General features: G+C 67.8%; 23 protein-coding genes and 1 pseudogene. 7 read left to right on the plus strand and 17 right to left on the minus strand.

All coding sequences use genetic code 11. The features are described 5' to 3' along the window. Positions 1–26: 26 nt before the first annotated feature. Genes JM664_RS01505 through JM664_RS01540 form a run of 8 tightly spaced genes read right to left on the minus strand, consistent with a single transcriptional unit; the run spans position 27 to position 7,013 of the window. A complete protein-coding gene (locus JM664_RS01505) occupies positions 27–623 on the minus strand; it encodes a UbiX family flavin prenyltransferase (RefSeq protein WP_227418130.1) in 597 nt (198 codons plus the stop codon). Beyond that, entirely contained in the window at positions 623–1,432 is an 810-nt protein-coding gene (locus tag JM664_RS01510) for an alpha/beta fold hydrolase (RefSeq protein WP_227418131.1), read from the minus strand. The genes JM664_RS01505 and JM664_RS01510 overlap by 1 nt, the downstream gene beginning before the upstream one ends. Beyond that, a complete protein-coding gene (locus tag JM664_RS01515; protein ID WP_227418132.1) occupies positions 1,432–1,896 on the minus strand; it encodes an SRPBCC family protein in 465 nt (154 codons plus the stop codon). Before JM664_RS01515 ends, JM664_RS01510 begins: the two co-directional genes overlap by 1 nt. Positions 1,897–1,909: 13 nt before the next feature. Further along, positions 1,910–2,890 (minus strand): amidohydrolase family protein, encoded by a 981-nt coding sequence (locus tag JM664_RS01520; protein WP_227418133.1) that lies wholly within the window; start codon positions 2,888–2,890, stop codon positions 1,910–1,912. After that, complete coding sequence (locus JM664_RS01525) at positions 2,887–5,283, minus strand: xanthine dehydrogenase family protein molybdopterin-binding subunit (RefSeq protein WP_227418134.1); 2,397 nt, start codon at positions 5,281–5,283, stop codon at positions 2,887–2,889. Before JM664_RS01525 ends, JM664_RS01520 begins: the two co-directional genes overlap by 4 nt. Next, positions 5,280–5,780: a (2Fe-2S)-binding protein gene (locus tag JM664_RS01530; protein ID WP_227418135.1), complete on the minus strand. Its 501-nt coding sequence runs from the start codon at positions 5,778–5,780 to the stop codon at positions 5,280–5,282. The genes JM664_RS01525 and JM664_RS01530 overlap by 4 nt, the downstream gene beginning before the upstream one ends. After that, a complete protein-coding gene (locus tag JM664_RS01535; RefSeq protein WP_227418136.1) occupies positions 5,777–6,652 on the minus strand; it encodes an FAD binding domain-containing protein in 876 nt (291 codons plus the stop codon). Before JM664_RS01535 ends, JM664_RS01530 begins: the two co-directional genes overlap by 4 nt. Positions 6,653–6,692: 40 nt before the next feature. Next, positions 6,693–7,013: an NIPSNAP family protein gene (locus tag JM664_RS01540; protein WP_227418137.1), complete on the minus strand. Its 321-nt coding sequence runs from the start codon at positions 7,011–7,013 to the stop codon at positions 6,693–6,695. A 240-nt stretch (positions 7,014–7,253) separates the two neighbouring features. On the opposite strand from JM664_RS01540, the gene JM664_RS01545 reads away from it, so the two are divergent. Together JM664_RS01545 and JM664_RS01550 are read left to right on the plus strand one after the other, a co-directional pair. Beyond that, on the plus strand, positions 7,254–8,621 hold the full coding sequence (locus JM664_RS01545) for an aminotransferase-like domain-containing protein (protein WP_227418138.1): 1,368 nt from the start codon (positions 7,254–7,256) through the stop codon (positions 8,619–8,621). A gap of 141 nt (positions 8,622–8,762) precedes the next feature. Continuing rightward, a pseudogene (locus tag JM664_RS01550) lies at positions 8,763–9,047 on the plus strand (transposase); the annotation flags it as partial. Here the strand turns inward: JM664_RS01550 and JM664_RS01555 are convergent. From JM664_RS01555 to JM664_RS18830, 3 genes are all read right to left on the minus strand, one after another. Next, positions 8,995–10,635 (minus strand): peroxidase family protein, encoded by a 1,641-nt coding sequence (locus tag JM664_RS01555; RefSeq protein WP_227418139.1) that lies wholly within the window; start codon positions 10,633–10,635, stop codon positions 8,995–8,997. The pseudogene JM664_RS01550 and the gene JM664_RS01555 overlap by 53 nt on opposite strands. Before the next feature lie 275 nt (positions 10,636–10,910). Further along, entirely contained in the window at positions 10,911–11,957 is a 1,047-nt protein-coding gene (locus JM664_RS01560) for an FAD:protein FMN transferase (protein WP_227418140.1), read from the minus strand. Next, positions 11,954–13,924, minus strand: a complete 1,971-nt coding sequence (locus tag JM664_RS18830) for a 4Fe-4S binding protein (RefSeq protein ID WP_227418141.1) — start codon at positions 13,922–13,924, stop codon at positions 11,954–11,956. The genes JM664_RS01560 and JM664_RS18830 overlap by 4 nt, the downstream gene beginning before the upstream one ends. A gap of 609 nt (positions 13,925–14,533) precedes the next feature. On the opposite strand from JM664_RS18830, the gene JM664_RS01570 reads away from it, so the two are divergent. Continuing rightward, positions 14,534–15,847, plus strand: coding sequence for a tetratricopeptide repeat protein (locus JM664_RS01570; RefSeq protein WP_227418142.1), 1,314 nt, complete (start codon positions 14,534–14,536; stop codon positions 15,845–15,847). 406 nt (positions 15,848–16,253) lie between these two features. Here the strand turns inward: JM664_RS01570 and JM664_RS01575 are convergent, their stop codons facing one another. From JM664_RS01575 to JM664_RS01585, 3 genes are all read right to left on the minus strand, one after another. After that, positions 16,254–16,883 carry a glutathione S-transferase family protein gene (locus tag JM664_RS01575; protein ID WP_227418143.1) on the minus strand — a complete coding sequence of 210 codons (630 nt, stop codon included), beginning with the start codon at positions 16,881–16,883 and terminating at the stop codon, positions 16,254–16,256. A gap of 40 nt (positions 16,884–16,923) precedes the next feature. Further along, positions 16,924–17,598, minus strand: coding sequence for a transporter substrate-binding domain-containing protein (locus JM664_RS01580; protein WP_227418144.1), 675 nt, complete (start codon positions 17,596–17,598; stop codon positions 16,924–16,926). Positions 17,599–18,161: 563 nt separating this feature from the next. Beyond that, a complete protein-coding gene (locus JM664_RS01585) occupies positions 18,162–18,650 on the minus strand; it encodes a peroxiredoxin (RefSeq protein ID WP_227418145.1) in 489 nt (162 codons plus the stop codon). A 139-nt stretch (positions 18,651–18,789) separates the two neighbouring features. Here JM664_RS01585 and rsmD point away from each other — a divergent pair, with 139 nt between their 5' ends. Next, positions 18,790–19,344, plus strand: coding sequence for a 16S rRNA (guanine(966)-N(2))-methyltransferase RsmD (gene rsmD, locus JM664_RS01590; RefSeq protein WP_227418344.1), 555 nt, complete (start codon positions 18,790–18,792; stop codon positions 19,342–19,344). 6 nt (positions 19,345–19,350) lie between these two features. Here rsmD and map read toward each other — a convergent pair whose 3' ends face one another. Then, entirely contained in the window at positions 19,351–20,163 is an 813-nt protein-coding gene (gene map, locus JM664_RS01595) for a type I methionyl aminopeptidase (RefSeq protein WP_227418146.1), read from the minus strand. A 4-nt stretch (positions 20,164–20,167) separates the two neighbouring features. After that, positions 20,168–20,923: a DNA/RNA nuclease SfsA gene (gene sfsA, locus JM664_RS01600; protein WP_227418147.1), complete on the minus strand. Its 756-nt coding sequence runs from the start codon at positions 20,921–20,923 to the stop codon at positions 20,168–20,170. 48 nt (positions 20,924–20,971) lie between these two features. Between sfsA and JM664_RS01605 the strand changes: the two genes are divergently transcribed. Genes JM664_RS01605 through JM664_RS01615 form a run of 3 tightly spaced genes read left to right on the plus strand, consistent with a single transcriptional unit; the run spans position 20,972 to position 22,949 of the window. Next, positions 20,972–21,697 carry a competence/damage-inducible protein A gene (locus JM664_RS01605; protein ID WP_227418148.1) on the plus strand — a complete coding sequence of 242 codons (726 nt, stop codon included), beginning with the start codon at positions 20,972–20,974 and terminating at the stop codon, positions 21,695–21,697. Beyond that, on the plus strand, positions 21,694–22,386 hold the full coding sequence (locus JM664_RS18835; RefSeq protein WP_227418149.1) for a GNAT family N-acetyltransferase: 693 nt from the start codon (positions 21,694–21,696) through the stop codon (positions 22,384–22,386). The genes JM664_RS01605 and JM664_RS18835 overlap by 4 nt, the downstream gene beginning before the upstream one ends. Beyond that, complete coding sequence (locus tag JM664_RS01615) at positions 22,383–22,949, plus strand: peroxidase-related enzyme (RefSeq protein WP_227418150.1); 567 nt, start codon at positions 22,383–22,385, stop codon at positions 22,947–22,949. The genes JM664_RS18835 and JM664_RS01615 overlap by 4 nt, the downstream gene beginning before the upstream one ends. A 4-nt stretch (positions 22,950–22,953) precedes the next feature. Here JM664_RS01615 and JM664_RS01620 read toward each other — a convergent pair whose 3' ends face one another. Further along, on the minus strand, positions 22,954–23,859 hold the full coding sequence (locus tag JM664_RS01620; RefSeq protein ID WP_227418151.1) for a LysR family transcriptional regulator: 906 nt from the start codon (positions 23,857–23,859) through the stop codon (positions 22,954–22,956). Positions 23,860–23,967: the final 108 nt, after the last annotated feature.

The raw sequence follows: 23,967 nt of genomic DNA on the forward strand, positions 1-23,967 counted from the left end.
TCGTCTCCTCCCCGACCCGCGCGCCGCTAGCCGACGTCGTCCGGCCGCCCCTTCTGTCCCTGCCACCGCACGACCGCGCCGCTCTCGATCCCGATCAGGTCGAGCGCCCGCCCCGCGAGGTGGTCAATCATCTCCATCACGTCCTGCGGCCGGTAGTAGAGTCCGACCACCGCCGGCATCACGATTGCGCCCGCCCGCGTCACGAGCTCCATTGCCGCGATGTGGCCCGCATGAAGCGGCGTCTCGCGAAAGAGAAGCACCACCCGACGCCGCTCCTTGAGGCACACGTCGGCGGCTCGCCCGATCAGGTCGTCGCTCAGGCAATGCGCAATCGCACCCAGCGTCTTCACCGAGCATGGCGCGATGATCATGCCCTCGGCCTTGAACGAGCCGCTGGCGATCGACGCGCCGATGTCCTTGAAGCTGTGCACCACGTCCGCAAGCCGCGTCACGTCGTCGGCGGTGTGATCGGTCTCGATCAGCAGCGTCCGCACGGCGGCGGGCGACATCACCAGATGCGTCTCGACGTCCGGCACGTCCCGCAGGATCTCGAGGAGCCGCACGCCGAGAATCGTCCCCGAGGCCCCCGTGATCCCGACAATGACGCGCCGCCGGTCCGCCATCAGTCCCGCTCGACCCTGGCCACGAACCGTTCCAGCGCAGCCGCGAACTCCTCCGCCCGCTCGATCGCCGACACATGCGCCGCATCGAGCACCACCAGCTCCGCCTGCGGCACCAGCGCACTCATCTCCTCCGCCCGTGCCACGGGCGTCGACTGGTCCTGCGCGCCCGCGATGATCATCGCCGGGCCGTCCCAGGATGTCAGCGCTTGCGTCGCGTCCGCCATCGCCAGCACCGAACAGGCGGCGGCGTACCCTTCCGCGGGCATCCCCTCGAGCATCGTCCGCACCGCAGTCGCCGTCTGCGGCTCGGCGGAGCGGTACCCCTGCGTCAGCCACCGCTCCAGCGTCGGCTCCACAAGCTCGCCCCACTGGCCGCCTCGCGCCTGCGCTGCGCGCTCCTGCCACATCGTCGCCGGCGGAAAGCTCACCGCCGTGTTCGCCAGCACCAGCCCCGCGACGCGCTCCGGCGCGTCCGCCGCCACCTGCATCGCCGTCAGCCCGCCGAGCGACAGCCCGCAGAGCACCGCCCGCTCCAGCCCCGTCGCGTCCATCACCCGCAGCACGTCCGCCGCGTAATCAGCAAGCGTCCCGTCCCCCGGCACCACGTCCGACTGCCCATGCCCGCGGGCATCGAAAGCCACCGTCCGCCGCTCGAGGCGATGCCGCACCGCCTCCCACATCGAGTGGTCCGCCGCGAGCGAGTTAAGGAACAGGACCGGAAGCCCCTCCTTCCGTGCGCTCTCCGAGACGAACATCCGCCGACCGTCCTCGAGCCGGATCCGCCGCTCGCTCATGCCTGCCTCGGCCATCAGGCCGCCGCCTCGCCGCTCTCGGCGAAGTGCTTCCTGAGCGCAGTGAAGAACTGCTTCGTCAGGTGCTTCGCGACCGATCCCAGCACCCGCTGGCCGACCCCGGCCACCAGCCCGCCGATTTCGCCCGTTCCCTCGTAGTCGAGCCGCGATGTCCCCGGACCCGTCTCCTCGATCCGGAACTCGGCCGTCCCGTTGCCGGTGCCGAGACTGCCCCCGCCCGAGATGGTGATGCGGCAATGCACCGGCTCCTCCTTGTCGTGGAGCCGGACCTTGCCGTCGAAGCTGCCGCCGACAGCCGCGACCTTGAGTTGCAGCTTGACCTCGTAGGCGTCGGGTCCGGTCTCGACCATCTCCTTGCAGCCGGGGATGCACTTCGTCAGCACCGCGGGATCGTTCAGCCCCTCCCACAGCGCCTCGCGCGAGGCGGCGATCTCCTCGCTGCCCTTCAGCTCCATCTTCATCGCGCTCTCCTCCTCATTCGCCCATGAGCCGGAGGGCAAGCCCGCCCTCGATCGACTCTCGCGCGTCCTCATCAAGGTTCGCCTCGTCGAGGATCGTCCGCGGCGTTGGATCGCCGATCGGGAACGGCATGTCCGACCCCAGCATGATCCGGTCCGCCCCCACCGTCTCGATCAGGAGCCGCAGCGCCGCAGGGTCGTGCACCAGCGTGTCGTACCACAGCATCGACAGCGCCTTCTCCGGGTCCCCCATGTCCTCCGGGTGCAGCGAGTGGTTCCGCTTCAGCCGCCCGAGCACGTAGGGCAGTGCCGCGCCGCCGATGCCGACCAGGATCTTCGCCCGCGCATACTTTTCGACGTGGCCCGAGTAGATGATGCGGCTTACGGCGATCAGCGAATCCGTCACCCGCCCGACCGCGTTCTCCATGCCCTTGAACTTCACCCGGTCGTCGCCCGCGTCAAAGACAGGGTGGATCGCGACGATGGCGCCGAGCGCGTCGGCTGCCTGCCAGAACGGGTCGAGCGATGCATCGTCGAGCACGCCGCCGCCATTGTCCGGCTGGGTGCCGATCATCGCGCCGCGGAAGCCCATCTCCCAAGCCTCGCGCAGCACCTCGGCGGCGAGTGCGCCGTCCTGCGTCGGCAGCACTGCGAGCGGGATGAAACGGCCGCCGCTTTCCTCCGCCGCCGCACTCAGGTGGCGGTTGATCGTCCTCGCCCACTCGGCGCCTTCCGCGGCCGGCATGTCGTTGCCGAACATGTCGAGCCAGCCGCCGATTACCTGCCGGTCGATTCCATTCTCGTCCATCCAGCCAAGGCGCTTGTCGACACCCGTCAACCCCGGCGACACCGGCCGCGTCGGTGCCCTGCCCGCAAAGGCAAAAGACAAGCTCCCGTCCTTTGGCGTCATCGCGACGCTTCCGAACTCCGCCTTGCGGTCCTGCAGCTCCTCGAGCAGCCGCGGTGGAACGAGGTGGGCGTGCGCGTCGACGATCATCTGTAACCTTTTCCTTGTTCTTCGGCGGCGGCGATCGCGTCGCTCACCGTGCTCATCCGTATCGGCAGCTTGTCGAGGTGCACGCCCCAGGGCCGCACCGCGTCGTGGATCGCCCCCGAGATCGCCGCCGGCGCGCCGAGATAGCCCGACTCGCCAGACCCCTTCTGCCCGAACTCGGTCAGGGGCGAGGGCGTGCAGTGATGCACGATCTCCACCTCCGGCACCTCGTGCGCGGACGGCATCAGGTAGTCGAGGAAGCTCTGCGTCATGAGCTGCCCCTCCGCGTCGTAGGCAAACTCCTCGAGCAAGGCAGCACCGATCCCGTGCGCGATCCCGCCCAAGGTCATCCCCTTGACGATGTGCGGGTTGATCACCGTGCCGCAGTCATGCCCGATCACGTAGCGCCGGATCTCCGGCCGCGCGAGCACCGGGTCGAACACCATCAGGATCAGGTGGAACTCGAACGAGTAGCAGGGGTACATCTCCCCCTTCCCGTTCTCCGGCAGCCGCGCGTCCCCGGGCACCTGCTGCATGAAGCTCGCCGTCAGCCCGGGCTGGGTCCCTGGCGGCAGGTCGTCGAAGCGCCGGTGCGCCACGTCCACCACCTCGTCCCAGCTCACCGACTGCCCGGCGGGCCCGTGGATTGTCCCGCTCTCGTAGCGCAGCTGCTCCGCCGAAACGCCGAGCATCTGCCCCGCGATCGCAAGCATCTGTCGCTTCACGTCCTTCGCCGCGTTCGCCGCCGCCCCACCGAGCATGATTGCCATCCGGCTCCCCACGGGCGAGTTGCCTGGCAGGCTCCCGAGACTGTCCGGCCGCACCACCCGGATCCGGTCCGGGTCGATCTCCAGCACCTCGCCGACCACCGTCGCCGCCAGCGTCTCGTGCCCCTGCCCGGAGCTCGTCGTGTGGATCGCCACCGTCACGTCGCCGAGACCGTCGATGTTGACCCGACTCCCCTCCATCCAGGTGGAGGTCTTGTTCTTCTCGTTGAGCAGCGGCTCGAACGAGGACCGCCCGCCCGAGGGCTCGAGGCACGAGGCGATCCCGATCCCCGCGCAGAGCCCCTCGGCCCGCAGCCGGTCCCGCTCCGCCACCAGCGCCTCGTAGTCCGCCGAAGCCAGCACCTTGTCGACCACCGTATGGTAATCCCCGGAGTCGTACTTGCTTCCCGACGGGATCTCGTAGGGAAACTCCTCCTTGCGGATGAAATTCCGCCGCCGGATCTCGATCCGGTCCATCCCAAGGTGCTCGGCGACCCGGTCCATCATCGTCTCGATGGCGTAGTTCGTCGGCGACTGGCCGAAGCCTCGCACCGCTTCCTGCACCGTCTTGTTGGTCGTCACCGACATCGCCCGGTACTGGACCGAGCCGATCCGGTACGGTCCCACGATTGCCCCGATCGGCTTGCCGAGCTGGAACGGTGCCCGCCCCGCATAGGCGCCGGCATTGTCGAGCGCCCGCATCTTCATCGACCGCACCGTGCCGTCCCGGTCGAATGCCACCTCGATGTCGAAAATTCGCTCCGGCCCGTGCGCGTCACCCGCGCGCATGTTCTCCAGTCGGTCCTCGATCAGCCGCACCGGCCGCCCAAGCTTCCGCGCCAGGTAACCGCACAGCACCGTCTGCTTGATCCCGCGCTTCACTCCGTAGGAGCCGCCGACGTCGACGTCGTAATGCACCCGCACCGCGTTGCCCGGGATCTTCAGCGCCCGCGCGATCTGATCCGCGTATTTCGGCATCTGGATCGACGCCCAGACGTCGAGCACCCCCTCCCAGGCGTGCCACTTCGCGATCACCCCGAAGGTCTCGATCGGCACCGTCGAGTTGCGCCCCCAAGTTACCCTGAGGCTCAGTCGATCCTCCGCCGCCGCGAAGTCCTCCTCCACCGGACCCCAGTCAAAGGTGCGATCAAGGAGCAGGTTCGACCCATGCTCCGGATGGACCGGCGTCGCCCCCGGCTCCAGCGCCTCCTCCACGTCGACTACGTAGCCGAGCGGCTCCGTCTCGACCCGCACCTTCTCCGCCGCGTCCTCGGCCAGCGCCCGGCTCTCGGCCACCACCGCCGCGATCCACTCGCCGGCATAGCGGTTCTGCCCGACCGCGAGCGGGAAGCGCTTCACGTTCGGGGTGTCGAGCCCGTTCATCATCGGGTTTACCGCCCCGGCGAGCTCCGCGCCGTCGATCACGGCGATCACGCCCGGCATTGCCAGCGCCTCCGACCCATCGATGCTGACGATCCGCGCCGCCGGCGCCTGCGCCGCGACCAGCGCCACATGCGCCATCTCCGGCATCTCGAGATCGGCGACGAACCTGCCGTGCCCGGCGACGAAGCGCCGGTCCTCGCGCACCCGGCGGTTGGCGGAAATGAAACGGCGGCCGGCCTCGCTCATCGCGCCGCCTCCGGGCTGCGAGCCACGTTGCTCTCCCGCAGCCGCTTTGCCGCCAGCCGGATCGCCTCGACGATCTGGCCATAGCCCGTGCAGCGGCAGATGTTGCCGGAGATCGCCTCGCGGATGTCGTGGTCCGTGGGCTCGTCGTTCTTCTCCAGCAGCGCCCGCGCCGCGATGACCATTCCGGGAGTGCAGTAGCCGCACTGGAGCCCATGCGTCTCGCAGAAGCTGTCCTGGATCATCCCCAGCTCGCCCTCTTCCGGCGCCATCCCCTCGACCGTGGTGATCTCCATGTCGTCGCACTGCACCGCGAACATCAGGCACGAGCGCACTGCCTCACCGTCGACCAGCACGGTGCAGGCGCCGCACACCCCATGCTCGCAGCCTGCATGAGTGCCTTTCAGTCCGCACTTGTCGCGCAGCGCGTCGAGCAGCGTCATCCGCGGCTCCACCTCGACCTCGCGCGTCCGGCCGTTGACCCTCAGTGATGTCCTCATTGCGCGCCCTCCTCCAGCGCCGCGTCGCGCGCCTCGGCGAGCGCCTGCTCCGCCAGCCGCGCCGCCGCCCGGCGCCGATACGTCGCCGTCGCATGGAGATCGTCGACGCAGTCGAGCCCCTCGAGCGCCTCGGCGACCGCCGCTTGGATATCCTGCTGCGACAGCGTCCCGCCCGCGAGCTCCGACACGTCCACCGCCACCGGCGCGTCTCCGACGCTGCCGATCCCGAGCCGCGCCTCCGTGCAGCTCCCGTCGCCGTCGAGCACCACCTGCGCCCCCGCCGAGGCGAAGGCGTAATCCCCGCGCCGCGAAGCGACCTCGCGGAAGCCAGCGCCGACCCTCCCCTTTGGGCGCTTCGGGAATGCCACATGGGTCAGCAGCCCGCCCATCGGCGCCGCCGTCACCGTCGGTCCGAAGAAGAAGTCCTCCGGCGCGAACTCTTCCTCGCCCTCGTCGCTCAGGAAATGGATCGTCGCCCCCAGCACCGTGGCCGCCAGCGAGATCTCCGCCGACGGATCGCCATGCGCGACAGACCCGCCCACCGTGCCCCGCGCCCGCGTCGGCGGATGTCCCACATGCGGCAGCGCCGCCGCCAGGAGCGGCACCTCGCGCCGGACCAGGTCCGACCGCAGCGCCTCCGCCTGCCGCGTCGCCGCGCGGATCACGACGCGCTCGCCGCTCTCCTCGATGCCCCTGAGGTCAGCCAGGCGGGACACATCGACCAGCACCGAAGGCCGCGAGAGACGCATCGCCAGCATCGGCACCAGGGTCTGCCCGCCGGCCAGCACACGCGAGTCCGGGTCCGCGCCGAGCGCCGCACGCGCCTCCTCGACCGAAGCCGGCCGGATGTATTCGAACGGTGCAGCCTTCAACGCCGATCCTCCTCCTCGAGCCGAGCCCTGTGCAGGGGTGTCAGGCGATTGGCAGTCCGGGCATCACGGGGCGGAGCACGCTCGCCCGCTGCTTGGCGATCAGCGGCCCTTCCACCTCAGACCGAGCCTTCGCGTCCTTCCAGCCGGCATCGGCGCCGAATGACGCCCACGCCTTCTTCCGCGCCTCCTCGTCGGGAAAGCGGGTCAGGTAGGTCAGCATCTCGCTGTCCGCGTCGACAAACGCACCCACGAGCTCGATACCGTGGGAGGGGAAGCGCGGCGCCACTTCGGCCTCAAACCGACGGCGGACGTCATCCGCCTTGCCGTCGATGTGCTCGTAGACACGCATCTCGTAGATCATGACCCCTCCCTGGCCCTTTTCATTGCTGCCGGCTTACCGGGACAATCTGCGCAGGTCAACGAAAAGATATGCTTTGAGTGGTTCAATTTCTGGATTTTCGACGCCGCATTGCAGCAATTTCCCTTGGCAAAGCCTTGAACTACATGCGCCGCTGCCCGGCTTCCAATCTCTGCGCAACAAGCGGGTTGCGACAATGGCAACATTGTCCTATTCGTCCTGCATCGGCAACAAGGCGTGCTAATGGTTTGGTATCCCAAGCTCCCGTTTGGCGAAGGACCGCGATACCTCCAGATCGTCGATGCTTTGCGCAGCGACATCGCAACCGGCACCGTTGCCGCGGGCGAGCAGTTGCCGACGCACCGGGAGATGGCCTCCCGTCTCGGCCTTAGCGTCGGCACCGTCTCCAAGGCCTACGCGGCCGCCGAACGGCGCGGCCTCATCTCCGGCCAAGTCGGGCGCGGCACCTTCGTCATGCCCCCCTCCCCCGAGCTCAGCGTGTCCGAGGCACCCGAAGGCCCTCGCCTCGTCAACCTCGCCCTCAATGCCCCGCCCGCCACAGGGGAGGACCAGCTCCTCGCCCGCACCCTCGCCGCCATCCTGGAGGAGAACCGCCTCCCGGGCCTTCTCGGCTATCTCCCCCACCAGGGCCGGGAAGACCACCGCGTCACCGTCGCCGACTGGATCTCCCGCCACGCCCTCCGGGTCGAGCCGGCCAACGTCTACATCACGCACGGCGCGCAGCACGCGATCTCTGTCGCCGCGCGCCTCCTCGCCCGTCAGGGCGCGTCTGTCCTGACGGAGAACCTCACCTATTCCGGAATGACCGCGCTCGCGCTGATGGAAGGCTACGCGCTCCACGGCGTCGCGATGGACGCGCACGGCCTCGTTCCCGCCGCGCTGGACCGCGCCTTCGGGGAAAGCGGCGCGAAGGTGCTCTACTGCACCCCCACCCTCCAGAGCGCCACCGCCATCCTCATGCCCGCCGAGCGTCGCCGCGAGATCGCCGAAGTAGTCCAGCGCCACGACGCGTGGGTGATCGAGGACGACGCCTACGGCTTCCTCTGCTCCGACCCGCTGCCGACCCTCGCCTCGTACCTGCCGGACCGCAGTTTCTACATTGTCTCATTCGCGAAGTGCCTCTCGCCCGGCCTACGCGTCGGCGCGATGGTGGCGCCGACCGCGTTCCGCGACCGCACGGTCAACGCCATACGCTCCACCGGCTGGATGGCGACGCCGCTGATGGCCGATCTCGTCGCCCGTACCATCGGCGACGGCTCGCTCGACAAGCAGATCGAACTCAAGCGCGCCGCCGCCGCCGAGCGCACCACCATTGCGCGGGAGATGCTCGGCTCCCTTCTCGCCCCCGTCGGAGTTCCCGCCTTCCACGCTTGGCTCCAGATGCCGGCCGGCCGCACCTCGCAGGGCCTGTCCGCTCAGGCGGCGCAGGCCGGCATCACCCTCGCCGCGCCGAGTCCGCTCCGCGCCATCCCCAGCATGGGCGACGGCATCCGCCTCTGCCTCGGCGGCGCCAGCACTCCGGACGCCCTCCGCGGCGCCCTCGCCACCTTGCGAGAGATCCTTAGTGACGCCGAGATGGCTCTCGTCTGAGCCCTCTTTACCCGCTACCGCAGAGCCGCTTCGTCGCCTGCAAGGCGGCGCGAGGCTCCTCCAGCCGGGTTTGCCGCCGCGATCTCATCCAAGGCCGCATGTTCGTCTCAGGCGCAGTGCAGACCACCACGCAGCTCCGGGATGAGCCGGGATGCCACGCCGACAGGTCGGCGCGGCCGACTGCAAACCTGCAGCGATACCGCCATCCAGCCTTGCCCGACGATGAGGGTGCTGTTCGGCATGGCGTTGCGCCAGACCGCGGAGCTCATGGAGAGCCTGCTGCGGCTGTGCAACTCCGTCGCGCAGGCCCTCTACGGCAAGCTGGTCCCCCGGCGGCGCCATCTCTTCCTGTTCTTCAAGCTACAGTCGCCAGTCAGAAGGCCGCATGCCGTCGCTTCCAGTCGGCGCGCGTCATGCGCACGGTAGCGGCGCTGATATCGGCGGGTGACTTCGCCCCCGGGTTGCGCGCCACGATGTCCGCGAGGGCCTCGGTCCGCTCGATCACCTCCATCCCGAACTCGCTGAAGGTCCGCGCGTTGTAGACCTGCTTCGACAGAAGCGGGTTGTTGAGCGCCTGCGAGAAGGCATCGAGTGCCACCATGGCACCAAGCAGCGGTGGCATCGGAGAATTGGGCCCGTTGTCTTCCGCGAACAGTCCGACGTAGAAGTCCACCCTGTCGGGATGGCCGTAGAGCGTCGACAATTCGGCGCGCAACGCCTCGTCCTCGGTAATGCAGTCGAAGCCGTCGACGACCTTCATCCCCATCGACTTTCGATAGGCATTGTAGCCCTGGAGGCGCTGCTCTCTGTTCTGCCGGATCGCGAGAGACTCGACCGTCATGTCGCGCTCGAGGAAGATCGCGGTGTTGTGCAGGTCCAGCTTCGCCGCATGGGTCTGGCTGACCCACTTGAACGCATTGGCGAGCCCCGCCTGGACCAGAGAGGAATTGTCCAGCAGCAGCGTCGCCGAATCGACCAACCGCCCGTCCCAGTGCATCTCTTTCGGGATCAGAGAGTGCCATCGATAAAGCAGCGAGAATTCTACCGTCATCCAGTTTGGCCGGTTCCAGGGCGCGGGCCAGGCGACGGCCGGGTTGGCGCGAAGTCTGAAGCAGGCTGACGAGATGTGGTTGATGTACTCCTCGACGACGATCTTGATGAAGAGCACTATGACAATGTTGCGGGCGGTCTCGAAGACGCGGGTGTCGTCCCACTCCGGGTTGAGCCTCTCGAGCTCGCCGGCCAGCCGGTTGTGCTCGCGCAGGAACAGAGTGTTCATCATACCGACCAGCGCGGTGGAGTTGGCGCGGTCGCCGCCCACGGCGAACAGATAGCGCCGCGAGTGCTCTCCGAACGCCCAGTCGTCCCGCAGACCGAGCGGCGGGTCCAGCAAGTGCGCCCCGTGGTCATCAACGAAATCGGCGTGCAGCTTGCCGGTGCCTGCGTCGTAGAGCGAGGGCGGGAACTCCTCGCCCTCGATGTTCTGTGACTTCAGCCTGCCCCTGCGACCGGGCTCATCCGACTTCAGCCGCAGCGCAGACGTCTGCGTCGGCGTCCTGCCATAGAGCGGCGACAGGTCGATGTCGTGGTTCGAGGTCGTCTTGCGCCGATCCTTCATGTCCGTGCGCAGGAAACCGTCGGTGAGGTACTGCGCGAAGACCGGGAAGAGCAGCGTCGACTTCGAACATTCGCGCTGCCTGCCGTCGCGCGGAATGAAGAGCTTCGTCACCTCCTCGACGGAGGGCAGGTCAGGGTCCGGCTCCGCCGGCGGAATGGATCGACCGAGGAACGTTCGGTCCGTCAGCGACGACCACGATGTGTAGTCCGTCCGCGTGCTCATCGGGTGCGGCCTTGCGGCAGCGGCGTTGCAAGCGGTGTTGATGATGTAGGTGTTCGCCCGCCTGGCCAAGAACGGCACTGACGCCACCAAGTGCCAGACGGGCTCGAAATTCTGGAGCAGGTAGGTGCGGAGCCGCCTGACGGTGCCGTCGCACCTCTTGCTTCGTTCCGCCATCAGGACCCTCGTCAGCGGCATGCGGCGCGCATTCGTCCGGACCGCCTGCATGTGGCTCTCAAAACCAGCTGCAGCGGGCTGGAGCAGATCAAGCTTCCTGCCCTCTGCATGTTGCTGGTCAAGCTGGCACAGAAGCTAGCGCCATTCCAGAGATCTGTCGCGGCCGGACCATCGCCAGCAGATCCTTTTGGGGCGAAGCGAGCAGACTTCCCGGCGAACGTCGCGCGGCAGGGTTCCGCCCCGAGAACGCTGGCAAGTCATAGCGTTCAGGTGCGTTACGCACCTGAAGGTGGCGCGGTCAAGACGCCTTGCGAGCCGTCGTTGCGGGTCAACCAGGCCCGAGCCGTCGGGTAGGCTGCGAGAATCCGGGGGGCGGCGGCCTCTCCACCGACATAGATCGCGGTGGAGAGTGCATCGGCCAGGACTGCGCGCGGTGCCATCACCGCCACGTCGCGGACGCGTTGGGCGCTCCGTCCGGTGGCCGGGTCGAACAGATGGTGCGCCGTCTCGCTGAATCGGGTTCCGTAGCCTCCTGAAACCGACAGAGCAGCATCGCTGAGGTCCACCCGCCGATTCATACGGTTCGGGTCGAACGGGTTCAGCAGTCGCACGGGGAATGGCGCGCCATCGGGGGCGGTCCCCAGCGCCCGGCTCTCCCCCATCTCGACCATCGCATGATCGAAACCCTCATTGCGGAGCAGGTCGGTGACTCGATCAGTGATGTACCCCTGTGCAATGCCGTTGAGGCTCAGAGCCATGCCGGCTCGCGCGAGCACGACGGCTCGCGACGCCGCTTCTATACCTTCATAGCCGATGATCGGCCGCAGCCGGTCCAGGCTGGCTGGATCAGGCCCCTCTGGCGCCGCAGCGGGCTGCGCGAAATGCCTGGCATAAGCCTTCCAGAGCGGCTGGATCGTCGGATCGAAGGCGCCACGGCTGATCGCCCCGATCTCCTGCGCCAGTTCCAGCACCGACACAAGATCCTTGGAGGGTGCGTCGAGGCGCCCGGTGGCGTTCAAGCGCGCGAGCTCGCCGTGCGGACGGTCGAGGCCAAAGATGTCGTCCAGCCGTGCGGTTTCGACCCGGATGCGGGTCAAGGCGCGCCGCACGACGCCGGAGTCTGGATGCCAAAGCGTCAGTCGCGCCGGGGCGTTCATTACCTCGCCGAACCACTCAACTGGCGCGGGTGTCGGGCTGAGCTCGCGCAGGCCGAGTACGCCGGCCGGCAGGGCTCCGGCAACAGCGACGATCTTCAGCATCCGGCGGCGGCTCAGCCGCGCATGGCCCGGCCCGCTGGGCGACCCATGCCGGTCGCGTGTCATTCTGCCGGCTCGACGATTGCGGCGGCAGGCCGCGGGGCCAAAACACCTCGGTTCGGCTGCGGTGCTTGGCGGCCCGGGGCGCCCTGCGCCCGCTGACGAATCTTGCGCAGCTTGGCCAGCGGCGGGCAGCGTCGATCGTCGTGGTACTCGACCATGCAATCCAGGCACTGGAAGCACTCGGCCATCTTGATCCTGCCCGATCTCTCGATCGCCTTCACCGGACAGGCGCGCTCGCACAGTTTGCACGGACTGCCGCATTCAGGCCGGCGCTTCAGAAGATCGACCAGATGCACCCGGCCCAAGATCGCCAAAGCCCCGCCGAGCGGGCAAAGGAAACGGCAGAACGCACGCTCCGTGAACAGGCCGATGATGAGCAGGATCACGGCATAGACGACATAGGGCCAGCCCCGCTGGAAGATCGCGGTGATGGCGGTCTTGAAAGGTTCGATCTCTGCGGCGATCGCGCCTGCTGCGGGCGCAACAATGGCAAGCCCGACCACGATGACGAGCGAGGCATACTTGCCCCACCAGAGCTTGCGCTGCAGGCGCTCGGAGGGGTTCCACTGGGGCAGCCTGAAGAGCCGCGCCACGTGGGCCAGCAGTTCCTGAAGCGCGCCGAACGGGCAGAGCCATCCGCAGAACACGCCGCGGCCGAGAATGATCAGCGAAACGGCGGTGTAGACGCTGATCAGCACGATCAGCGGCTCTGCCAGATAGAAGGCAAGACCGAGACCCTGAAACGGCGCCTGCAGGTAATTGATCAGATGAACGATCGAGAGCTGGGCGCTGGCGATCCAGCCCAGCCAGACAATGGTGAACCCGAGGAAGCCGAGCCGCACCCAGCGATGAAGCGTTCTCCGACGGGTCAGCGGCCCCTGGAAGCCCAGGATCAGCGTCAGGAGCCCGAGCGCCGAGCCGAGAATGACGAGCGGAACCCGCTGCTGCACCCACGGTTCCATCCAGGCGGCCCTGGGTGCCGATGGAGGCATCAGGACATATTGCGGAGGCAGTCGGTATTCGAGGCTGGTCAAGTGAAACGGCTCCAGCCGACCGTCGGGATGGCGCGCCTGCGCATGGATGTCGGCGCGCCAGGGCGCGAATGGATCCCATTCCGCGCTCTCCGGAAGCATCAGCGCATTGGCGACGCGGCCGAGCGAATAGTCGGTGTAAACTAGATCCGACTTGTGAAACTCGAACTCTGTTTCGCCCTGGGTGACGGTGATCCGCTCCAATCGAAACCCGTGGGTATAGTTGTTGAACTGCGTTCCTCGGAAATCGTAGGTCCCGTACGATCCGAAGACGAGAACGTGGCGCCCGTTGCGCATCGGCTCGTAGAGCCGGTCATAGGCACCCTGGCCGACGGAGTTCCGTCCGATGGTCGAGGCGTTGGCGTACCCCGCCCGGAGATCGAGATAGACCGCGTCCGCGCCTCGACGGGGTAGCACCTGCGGCTCCAGATGCCCGAGGCCGGCCTTCTCCATCGCCGCTTCGAGCGTCGCGTTGGTGACCACGACATTGGCGATCCCGCCATCGGCGATCAGCTCGTCGGCGCTCATCGGTCGGAAATTCAGCATGTCCACGGTGGGCTCGGTGACGGGCACAGTCTCGTTACGATAGCGCAGCACGATCTTTGCGCCCTCGAGCACCGCGTTGCGCATGGCGCGTGCGGAGATGGTCGCGCCCGCCACGAATTCTGGCTCCATCCCGCCCGCGGCACCCAGGCGTCCCTCCATACCGGACATCGAGCCGAGGAACCGCACGAGTTGCGACGTCCGGCGCTCGTCGTTCAGCAGGTACGGTTCGTGATGGAACAGGACCGCGGCGCCCGTGACCCGTCCGCCCAAAGTCACGCCGGCTACCACGTCGAAGGGCGTGGACGAGTAGCCCGGAGCCCTCAACACGTCGAGGGTAGAAAAGATGTAGCCTACAAGCTCCTCCTCGTCTCCCTCCCCCGCATAGGCGGCCACGGCCGGAGGTCCGCCGTCATCGGCCGGCTCAATACGGCTGGCTCCGGCGAATACATGGGGCAGCACATCGACCGTCAGCCGCTCCTCGAGTGGCGGCACGTTCTCGAGGTACTCCTGCGCGACGGCGCCCCAAGCCGAGACCAGAGCGACGAACCCGATCAGCGCACCGACAAATGGTGGCAACAGTCGCTCCTCCAGTGGCGCCGATCTGCTCCGACGCGCTGCTTCTCCGCTCCGAAATTGTCATGCCGCAGCCGCGTTTCATAGGAGTTTCGTGGACCGCGTACCCAGCTCGTGCCGTGCTAAGCGCGAAGGCTCGGGGCGGTACCGCGGGTGTGCGGCTTACGCCTCGGAAGGTACTTCCGATCGTGCGGGCAGGAGGCGGATGAGGATGACAGGGAGCGGTGACCGGCAGCGAGGGTACATGTACACCGGCGAATGCCTTGCATATGATAGCGCTGGATGATCGTGACGGAACGCAGCGGGTCTGACTCGTCGTTTCTCTTCGGGACGCAAGGGCCGGTGCGACGGCGAACACGGAAATTAGTGCCGTCGATGAGACTGTTGGCGGTTATCGTGTCGTCTGCAGCGACGCTTGCTTGCTCGGCCATGGCGCAGTCGCCCCGCCATTTTCCGGAATGTCACAGCTCGCCTTCCTCCTGCCTCATCGAAGAGGCGCGTATCAGCGCAGGGTCCATTGACTCAGAGCGTGAGCGCAGCCGCGCGCTCTACGCGCTGGCTACGGCACAGGCCGCGACAGGAGCCTTCGCCGAAGCCCAGATCACCGTTCGCGCGATCGCCTTTCCGCGCGATCAGGCCGAGGCGCTGATGGTGTTGGCAAAAGAGCAGGCCCGGCAGGGGCACCTTGAGGACGCGCTTCAAACCGCGGACAGCATCTCCGGCGTGCGGGAGCGCCTGAACAGGCATGAGGCGCTGGAGGCCGTGGCGGTGGCTTATGCGCGCGCTGGTCAAGTCTCCCGCGCATTTGAGATCGTCGATGGGATTCAAGGCGACCCGCTTCGACTGTCGGAGGCCCGCGCGGCCATCGTCGCAGAACAGGCCCGGTCGGGCGATCATGCTGGCGCCCTCGAAAGCGCGGATCGGCTGGTTTCCGATTTCTGGAACTCGGAAGTCGGGAAGAAAGCCGCGACGCGCGCCGCGGACAACGTTTTGGAAGAGGCCTTTTGGTACTTCGAGGCGGTAGTTTACGTGGCTGCGGCCCAAGCGGAGGCCGGAGAGATCAAGGCCGCATTGGCCACCGCTCAGTCTCTCGAAAACACCCATGCGCGCGCTCGTGCGCTAGAGGCGGTAGCGGTGGCTCGGGTCCGTGCGGGGGACTTCGATAGGGCGCTGGAAATCGGTTCCATGATCGAGGTCGCCTTCGGCGATCTCGGAATCCTGAACGCCATCGTAGAAGAGCGTGCCAAGCGCGGCGAGTTTGACCAGGCATCGGATCTGGGCCAGCTGATTGCAGAGGCCTACGGAGACCGTTCCGCGTTGATCACGATCGCGCGCGAGCAAGCAGCAGCAGGAAACGCCGAGGACGCACTCCGGACGGCGCGCCGCATCCTTGATCACGAGGGCACCATCCAAGCCCTCAGCGCGGTAGCCGCGGCACTTGGAATGCGTGGTGATTTCGCAAGCGCGCGCGAGATAATCGATGGCCTTGGCGTGGCTCGTGCGCGAACCACCGCGCTACAATTGCTGGCACATGCGCAAGCACATGCCGGCGATTGGGCTGCGGCAGTCCAGACGGTGGAAGCCATCGACAGCGAAGAAGCAGCGGTCGCCGCCCTTTCGACGATCGCCGAAATACAGGTTCAGGCGGGCAACCTTGCGGGGGCGCTCGAGACTGCCCGCGGGATACACGACGCTTACGGCCGCACCGTAGCCCTCTCGTACATGATCCGCGGGATGCACTGAGGCGAGGCTACGCTGTTGTCGGCGTGCGCCAAGACGGAGGAATCCCGGTCGCGGCTTGCAGACTTTGCCTCCGCCGCAACCGCTGCATCGCCCAATTGCATCTCGGCGGCAAACCTTGGGCCGAGCCAGTTCCACCTGAACCGCAAAGTATCGTGGCTCACCTCGATGTCGCACAGGTGCAGCAGGTCCGGATGTTCTGTAGCGAGAGCGGGAACGGACCGCGGGTGATCTCGGGGCCGGTCTTGACGCAACGGGATGGTCTGCGTTGCACTGTTAGGCGTCGCCCTGCCCTGCTCATGCAGAATAGCTCTGAAAGGCCTCCAGGGGCTGTCGCCGACTACCTCGGCATCTTCGATGACATTGCGCAGGCGCTCGGATAAGAGATGCCTCCGCCGGTGCGCGCGCGTTAGCCCGGCGGGATGGCATTGACGAAATGCGGGATGTGGTACCCCTTCTGCACCGCCTCGCGCTCCAGCAGCCGTCGATACCAATTCCGCACGTTGGGATAGCGCGCCAATTCCACCCCGTGCCACTCGTAGCGCGAGACCCAAGGCCAGCAGGCAATGTCGGCGATCGTGTAATCGCCGCAGAGATAAACCCGTCCCTCGAGCCGTCGGTCGAGCACGCCATAGAGGCGGTTGACCTCCTTCGAGAGCTTGGCCTCGGGATACTCGTACTTGCCGGGATTTTGATGGACGTAGTGATGCGCTTGCCCTGCCATCGGGCCAAGTCCGCCCATCTGCCACATCAACCATTGCAGCACGTCCATCCGCGCTGCGGTATCGGCCGGCAGCAACTGCCCGTGCTTGTCCGCCAGGTACCAGAGTATTGCACCCGACTCCATCAGGCTCAGGCCGGTCTCGCGATCGACGATGACCGGGATCTTGTTGTTCGGGCCGATCTTCAGGAACTCCGGGGTCTTCTGCTCGTCTTCGCGCAGATTGACCGGATGCACCTCGTACTCCAGGCCAAGCTCTTCCAGAAGGATCGAGACCTTACGGCCATTCGGTGTCGTCCAGGTGTAGAGGTCGATCATTCCATGTTCCTGCTTGCGAATCCGTTGGCGCGCTCGTTCGTCAGCTGTTCGCTTCGACGAAGCCGTCCGCGATCGCTCGCTCGACAAAGGCGTCAAGCGCCGCGATCCGGTCCGCGTCGTGATAAGGCAGCACCATCGCCTGCCGCACCGCGGTGATCCGTCCGGGCAGGATCCGCACCCCGCTCCCTTCGGGGAACGCGCGCTGCAGGCTTTGCAGCACGCCCCCGACCAGATCGCCCTCGCCCCGACGAAACATCTCGAAGGATTCGCCGGGGTCGCTGGCTCGGATCAGATCGGCATGCTGCAGCGCCTTCGTCAGATAGAGGTCGTAGGCCGAGTTGAGGGCGACCAGGATCCGCGTGTCGGGCTTGTCGGCATCCTCCACCGACCGGACCGGGCTGTCGTCGCGCACCGCATACGTGGCTACGATCTCCTTGTAGGGGCGGGTGAAGGCGACGGTCTTGGCACGCTCGGGGTCGATCGCCAGGAAACCGACATCCCAGCGGTCCTCGCCTGCGTCGTCGAAGGTCTTGCCGGCACCGCCATAAACTACGAATTCCACGGGTTTGCCGATCTCGTCGGCGAGCCGCTTCGCAAGCGCGGGCGTGATGCCACGCAGCTCGCCATCCTCCTCACGCGCCAGCGCTCGGTTGCCCAGGTTGATCGCCGCGCGAAGGGCCTCCCCGGGCGCGATGGCGCGCAATTGCTCGCTCACAGGCGTCTCCTCCAGTCATTCGTCATGTCGGGTGCACACGTTCCGGGCTTACGTCGATGCGTTCGCGGAAGGTCTTGTCGAGCCGTTGGACCAAGCGCCGCTTTTCCTCGCGGTCGAAGCGCCGTGCCTCGCACAGGGCGTCGACGTGACGCCGCTGCCCCTTCGGCCATTGACGACCTGCGCCGCAGCGCCCGCCACACCAGTTGCCGGGTTCTCGAGGGGACGATGGTCGCGACAACACGACCGAAACGGTGCTGCGGAAAAAGATGCAATCGTCCCCTGCGAGGTTCACGAGACGCGGCGCAAGTTGCTCTTACAGAGCGATCCCAGCGCCAGCGGAAATTCGTCCTTAGTCATGCAACAGTCAGACGCCCGCCACCAGCATGATGTTGCGAACGCTGTAGGCGCCGATGGCCGAACTCCAGGTCCCGATCGTCTCCTGATCCCGTCAACGAAGCTAGCCAATCAGCCTGTCCGGGAAAGAGGAACGCCGGCAATCAGCCGATCTCTGCAACAGAGCCACGCTCAGGCCGCAAGCTGAAGCCTCTGATCCAGTACGAGCCCTAGAGCACTTCGAGCATCGATTCGCCGGTCGTCAGTTCGCACACGCCGCGGCCCTGCTCGACCTGAAGGTACCGAACGACGCCATCCTCGACCAGCATCGAGTAGCGCTGGGAGCGCGCGATGAGGCCCCGCGGCGGCGCGTCGAAGCGCATCCCGATCGCCTCGGTAAAGGCGCATTCGGCGTCGGCAAGCACCGTGATCCCGGCCTCCGCGGCCCCCGCGGTCTTGCTCCAGACATCGAGAACGAACGGATCATTCACGGCGATGCACATCACCTCGTCCACACCCCTGTCGCGCATCTGGCGGCTCGTCCGGACGAGGCTCGGCATGTGCGCGGAGTCGCAGGTGGGCGTGAAGGCCCCCGGAAAGCCGAAGATCGCGACTCTGCGCCCGGCCAAGCGCTCGCTCAGGTCCACCTGTTCGGGTCCGTCTTCGCCCAGCCGCAGCAGATGCGCCCCCGGCAGCCTGTCCCCTTCCGCTATCGTCATGCCGTCTCCCGTTTGCATGTTCCCGATGTCAGACCGCATATAGGCGACAGCCGGGCGGCGGCCACAAGGGGAGAGGGATGGGCGGCGACGTCATGAGGAAGGCGGGGCGCGAAGCTCTCGGGCGCCTGGAGCCGCCACTCTGAGGATCGTGGGCGGACGCTGGCGCGGCACCGCGCTCACGCCGCTCGGACGAGGCGACGACAAGGCGCGCCTGCGGCCGACCGCCGACCGGGTGCGGGAGAGCCTCTTCAACATGCTGGCTTCGCGCGGCAACCCGGTCACGGACGCGCGGGTGCTTGACCTCTTCGCCGGCACCGGCGCACTGGGACTCGAAGCGCTGAGCCGCGGCGCCAGCCACGCCGTCTTCGTCGACGACGGGCGCAAGGCACAGAACCTGATCCGCGCCAACATCGCCCGCCTCCGGGCGGATGCGGCGGCGCGCGTTCTGTCCACAGACGCGACGCGCCTGCCGCCGACGGTCGACGCGCCCTGCGACCTCGTCTTCCTCGACCCGCCCTACGGCCGCGGCATGGGCGCGCGGGCGCTGCAGAGTGCGCTCGACGGCGGCTGGATCGCCGCCGAAGCGCTCATGGTCTGGGAGGAGCGTGAGGAGCAGGCGCCTCCGCCGGGCTTCGTCCTGGTGACGGCACGGCGCTGGGGCGACACGACGGTGACGATGCTGGCGCGCGCCTGAGGAGGTTCACGCCCAGGTGGGATGGAAGCGGCCGGCGGGCGAGAGCGTGAAGATCTCGCACCCGTTTTCGGTCACGCCGACCGAATGCTCGAACTGCGCCGAGAGCGACTTGTCGCGCGTCACCGCCGTCCAGTCGTCGGAGAGCACCTTGGTCTCCGGCCGGCCCAGGTTCACCATCGGCTCGATCGTGAAGAACATGCCCGGCTCCAGCCGCGGCCCAGTGCCGGCACGGCCGTAGTGCAGCACGTTCGGTGGCGCATGGAATACCCGGCCAAGCCCGTGGCCGCAGAAGTCGCGCACGACGCTCATCCGCTGCGCCTCGACGTAGGTCTGGATCGCGTGGCCTATGTCGCCGAACGTGTTGCCCGGCCGGACGGCACCGATCCCGACCATCAGCGCGTCGTGCGTGACCTGGATCAGCCGCTCCGCCTTGCGGCCCAGCTTGCCCGCCACGAACATCCGGCTCGAGTCGCCGTACCAGCCGTCGACGATCACCGTGATGTCGACGTTCAGGATGTCGCCGTCCTTGAGCACCTTGGCTCCGGGAATGCCGTGGCAGACGACGTGGTTCACGCTGATGCAGCTCGCGTGCTGGTAGCCCTTGTAGCCGATCGTGGCCGAGATCGCCCCGGCCTCTTCCACCCGCCGCGTGATGAAGTCGTCGATCTCGCCCGTCGTGACGCCAGGCGCGATCCGCGGCGCGACCTGGTCAAGGATCCCTGCCGCCAGGCTGCCGGCGCGACGCATCCCCGCAAAGTCGCCGGACTCGTGCATGCGGATGCCGTCCCTGGTCAGCCGGCTGCTCTTGAGATCGTCCATACCGTCACCTGAGCTCGATCGATGCCCGAAGATAGTTCCGTTCCGGCTTTTCTGCCACCCCCGGCTCGATCGGCAGCGCGAGACCGAGCGTCACACCCGCACGGTCGATGCTTGTCCCGTAGGACAGGAACTCCACTCCGGCACGCTCCGCTGCCAGGGCGGCGGCCGCGTAGGCCGGATCGAGATCGGCCGCGAGGCGCATCCGCGCGCAGTCGGTCCGCTGCACGAGATAGAGCATCACGGCTCGCTGGCCCGCCCGTGCGACTTCCGCAAGCTCGGCGAGGTGCCGGGCGCCGCGCGCCGTCACGCAGTCGGGAAACTCCGCCAGATCGCCCTCGCGCCGCAGATGCACGTTCTTCACCTCGACATAGGCGTCGGGCAGGCCCGGCTCTCGCAGCAGGAAGTCGACGCGGCTCGCCCGGCCGTAGCGCTGCTCGGGCAGGACGGTGCGATAGGCGGCGAGCTCGGGCAGCTGTCCGGCGCGCAGGGCCTCGCCCACCACGCGGTTCGGCACCGCCGTGTCGATGCCGGCCCAATGCCCGCCGGACAGCTCGGCCAGCCGCCACGCGTAGGGCAGCTTGCGCCCCGGCAGGCCCGGCTCGACCCAGATCCGCAGGCCGGGCTCCGCCAGCCCGATCATGCTGCCGGGGTTCGGGCAGTGCGCCGTCACCTCGCGCCCGTCGTCCAGCCGCACGTCCGCGAGGAAACGCTTGTAGCGCCGGATCAGCCGGCCGGGCACGAGAGGGGATGGAAAGCGCATCGCGCCGGGCCTATACCGCCTGACGAGCCCAGGACAAGGAGGGACCGCGTGCCCAATCCCACCGCCGCGATGCTGGTGATCGGCGACGAGATCCTGTCCGGCCGCACTCGCGACGCCAACATGCACCACCTGGCGCAGGAGCTCGTCGCGGTCGGGATCGACCTGCGGGAGGTGCGGATCGTCAAGGACGTGCCGCAGGCGATCGTCCAGGCTGTCCGCGACCTCTCGGGCACCTACGACCACGTCTTCACCTCCGGCGGGATCGGCCCCACGCACGACGACATCACCTCCGACTGCGTGGCCGAGGCCATGGGCGCAGGCATCGACGTACGCGACGACGCCCGCGCCCTGCTCGAGGCGCACTACGAGCGTTCGGGCCGGGAGCTGAACGAAGCGCGGCTGCGGATGGCGCGGGTGCCGGAGGGCGCGACGCTGATCGCCAATCCGATCTCGGCCGCGCCGGGCTTCACCATCGGCAACGTCCACGTGATGGCGGGTGTGCCCGAGATCTTCCGCGCGATGGTGGCCTCTGTGCTGCCGACGCTCACCGGTGGTGCGCCGATGCTGAGCCAGTCGCTCCGGGTGGAGCGCGGTGAGGGTGACGTGGCCAAGCCGCTGCGGGAACTGGCGCAGGCGTTTCCGGACCTCTCGATCGGCAGCTACCCCTTCCTGCGCGACGGAATGCAGGGCACGCACCTCGTCGTGCGCGGCACCGACCCGGCGCGGCTCGACGAGGCGATGAACCGTCTATCGGCGATGGTCGTCGACGGGTGACGCCGCCGGATTTCGCGACGCTGATGCGCGTGACGGCGGCGACGTGGCCGCCGGTCCGCACCTGGCACGACGGCGGCTGGACCCGCCGCGACGGGGGCGGCGGTGGCGGTCGCGTCTCGTCGGCCACCGCAGATGGCGCGGTGGAGGTCCGGCCCGACAGTCCGCCCCTCGTGATGGTGCGCCCGGGCGAGGAGGCGCTCGACACGGCGCTTGCGGCGGCAGGCTACGCAGTGAAGGACCCGACGCGGATGATGGTGGGCGAGGCGCGCGCGCTCGCAGCGCGGATCAAGCCCGCCACCGGCTGGACCGCGAGCCACCGCATTGGCGCGATGGAGGAGATATGGCGCACCGGCGGCCTCTCGCCCGCCCGCTGGGCCGTCATGGACCGCGCGGCGGATCCTCGGGCGTGGATGCTGGCCCGCCTCGGCGAGCGGCCCGCCGGCGCTGCCTTCGCGTCGGTCGCCGAGGGCGTCGCGATGCTCCACGCGATCGAGGTGCTTCCCGACGCCCGCCGCGCCGGCGTCGGCCTTCGCCTCCTGCACCTCGCCGCGAACTGGGCGCTGAGACATGACGCTCGCTGGATCGCGCTCGCCGTCACCCGCGCCAACGTCGCTGCGAACGCGCTCTACGAGCAAGCGGGCCTGGTAGAGACGGCCGGCTACCACTACCGCATCAGGGAGGCCCCATGACCGAACGCGTGACCGCTCTCGACCTGCCGCCGGTCGATCCGCTGCCGGAGGCGACGCAGCGCTACTTCGACATCTGCGAGGAAAAGCTTGGCCTCGTGCCGAACGTGCTGCGCGCCCACGCCTTCGACATCGCCAAGCTCGACGCCTTCACCGCGCTCTACAACGAGATGATGCTGGGCGAAAGCGGCCTGTCGAAGCTCGAGCGCGAGATGATCGCGGTCGTAGTCTCGGCGGTGAACCGCTGCCACTACTGCCTCGTCGCCCATGGCGCGGCGGTACGGGCGCTGTCGGGCGACCCGGTGCTGGGCGAGCAGCTGGTGACGAACTGGCGCGTTGCAGACCTCGACCCGCGCCGGCGGGCGATGCTGGCCTTTGCCGAGAAGGTGACGAAGGCGAGCGCAGAGATCAACGTAGGCGACCGCCAGGCGCTGCGCGACGCGGGCTTCTCCGACCGCGACATCTGGGACATCGCCTCGGTTGCCGGGATGTTCGCGATGTCGAACCGCGTCGCCTCGGCCACCGCGATGCAGCCGAACCGCGAGTACTACGGGATGGCGCGCTGACGCGTTACCAGCCGTCGACGCCGCGGTCGCGGAACACGTCGACCAGATAATCGATGAAGGCCCGCACCTTCGGCTGCGTGAAGCGTCCCGGCGGGTATACGGCATGAATGCCGAGCGGCTCGACCGGCAGGTCGGGGATGGCCTCCTCCACCAGCCCCTCGCGCATCGCGCGAGCGTAGAGATAGTTCGGCAGGTAGGCGATCCCGAGACCGCCGATCGCCGCGTTGAGCAGCGTCTGTCCGTCGTTAACGGTGAGCCAGCCGGCGCTGCGCACCTGCCGCGCCTCGCCCGAGGGGGCCGTCAGCCGCCAGACGCATCCCGCGCTCTGATTCGAGTAGTGCAAGAGCTTGTGCGCGTTCAGGTCGTCGATCCGCGCCGGCCGGCCGAAGGCGGCGAAATAGCTGGGGGCGCCCACCATCCGCTTCTTGGTCTCGGCCAGCTTGCGCGCGCGCAGGCTGCTGTCCTCGAGGTCGCCAACGCGGATCGCGATGTCGAACCCCTCCGAGATCAGCTCGACGTAGCGGTTGCTCATGACCATGTTGACGGTGATGTCGGGGTAGCTTCGCAGGAAGTCGCCCAGCACCGGCGACAGGTGGTTGGTGCCGAAGTCGGTGGCGACCGAGATCCGCAGCATTCCCGTCGGCGCCGCCTGCATCGAGGTGACCAGCGCATCGGCCTCGCCCGCGTCGTTCAGCACCCGCCGCGCCCGGTCGTAGTAGGCAAGCCCGATCTCGGTCGGGCTGACCCGCCGGGTGGTGCGGTTCAGCAGTCGCGCCCCGAGCCGCGCCTCGAGCGACGAGACGTGCTTGGAGACGGCGGACTTCGAGATCCCCATCTTGCGCGCCGCGTCGGTGAAGCCGCCCTGGTCGACGACCGTCGCGAACGCTTCCATCTCCGTCAGTCGGTCCATCTGCCGTCCCTCGCCAGCTACGGCGCGCGTGGTCGCACGGGAGTGTGGCGAGATCGTGCCCGCACCGCGACAATGCTCGGACCGGCCGCGAGACCGTGCCCGGCCGCG

It is taken from the genome of Roseitranquillus sediminis (genome assembly GCF_016918935.1).
GTDB lineage: Bacteria > Pseudomonadota > Alphaproteobacteria > Rhodobacterales > Rhodobacteraceae > Roseitranquillus > Roseitranquillus sediminis.

Bases quoted from the DNA above. Each gene is read 5' to 3' on its own strand.
- JM664_RS01520 (WP_227418133.1), bottom strand. From the start codon at position 2,890: ATGATCGTCGACGCGCACGCCCACCTCGTTCCACCGCGGCTGCTCGAG.
- JM664_RS01515 (WP_227418132.1), bottom strand. From the start codon at position 1,896: ATGAAGATGGAGCTGAAGGGCAGCGAGGAGATCGCCGCCTCGCGCGAG.
- sfsA (WP_227418147.1), bottom strand. From the start codon at position 20,923: ATGCGCTTTCCATCCCCTCTCGTGCCCGGCCGGCTGATCCGGCGCTAC.
- JM664_RS01620 (WP_227418151.1), bottom strand. From the start codon at position 23,859: ATGGACCGACTGACGGAGATGGAAGCGTTCGCGACGGTCGTCGACCAG.
- map (WP_227418146.1), bottom strand. From the start codon at position 20,163: ATGGACGATCTCAAGAGCAGCCGGCTGACCAGGGACGGCATCCGCATG.
- JM664_RS01585 (WP_227418145.1), bottom strand. From the start codon at position 18,650: ATGACGATAGCGGAAGGGGACAGGCTGCCGGGGGCGCATCTGCTGCGG.
- JM664_RS01510 (WP_227418131.1), bottom strand. From the start codon at position 1,432: ATGGCCGAGGCAGGCATGAGCGAGCGGCGGATCCGGCTCGAGGACGGT.
- JM664_RS01575 (WP_227418143.1), bottom strand. From the start codon at position 16,883: ATGATCGACCTCTACACCTGGACGACACCGAATGGCCGTAAGGTCTCG.
- JM664_RS01615 (WP_227418150.1), top strand. From the start codon at position 22,383: ATGACCGAACGCGTGACCGCTCTCGACCTGCCGCCGGTCGATCCGCTG.
- JM664_RS01525 (WP_227418134.1), bottom strand. From the start codon at position 5,283: ATGAGCGAGGCCGGCCGCCGTTTCATTTCCGCCAACCGCCGGGTGCGC.
- JM664_RS01570 (WP_227418142.1), top strand. From the start codon at position 14,534: ATGGCGCAGTCGCCCCGCCATTTTCCGGAATGTCACAGCTCGCCTTCC.
- JM664_RS01560 (WP_227418140.1), bottom strand. From the start codon at position 11,957: ATGACACGCGACCGGCATGGGTCGCCCAGCGGGCCGGGCCATGCGCGG.
- JM664_RS01545 (WP_227418138.1), top strand. From the start codon at position 7,254: ATGGTTTGGTATCCCAAGCTCCCGTTTGGCGAAGGACCGCGATACCTC.
- JM664_RS01540 (WP_227418137.1), bottom strand. From the start codon at position 7,013: ATGATCTACGAGATGCGTGTCTACGAGCACATCGACGGCAAGGCGGAT.
- JM664_RS01530 (WP_227418135.1), bottom strand. From the start codon at position 5,780: ATGAGGACATCACTGAGGGTCAACGGCCGGACGCGCGAGGTCGAGGTG.
- JM664_RS01505 (WP_227418130.1), bottom strand. From the start codon at position 623: ATGGCGGACCGGCGGCGCGTCATTGTCGGGATCACGGGGGCCTCGGGG.
- JM664_RS01555 (WP_227418139.1), bottom strand. From the start codon at position 10,635: ATGGCGGAACGAAGCAAGAGGTGCGACGGCACCGTCAGGCGGCTCCGC.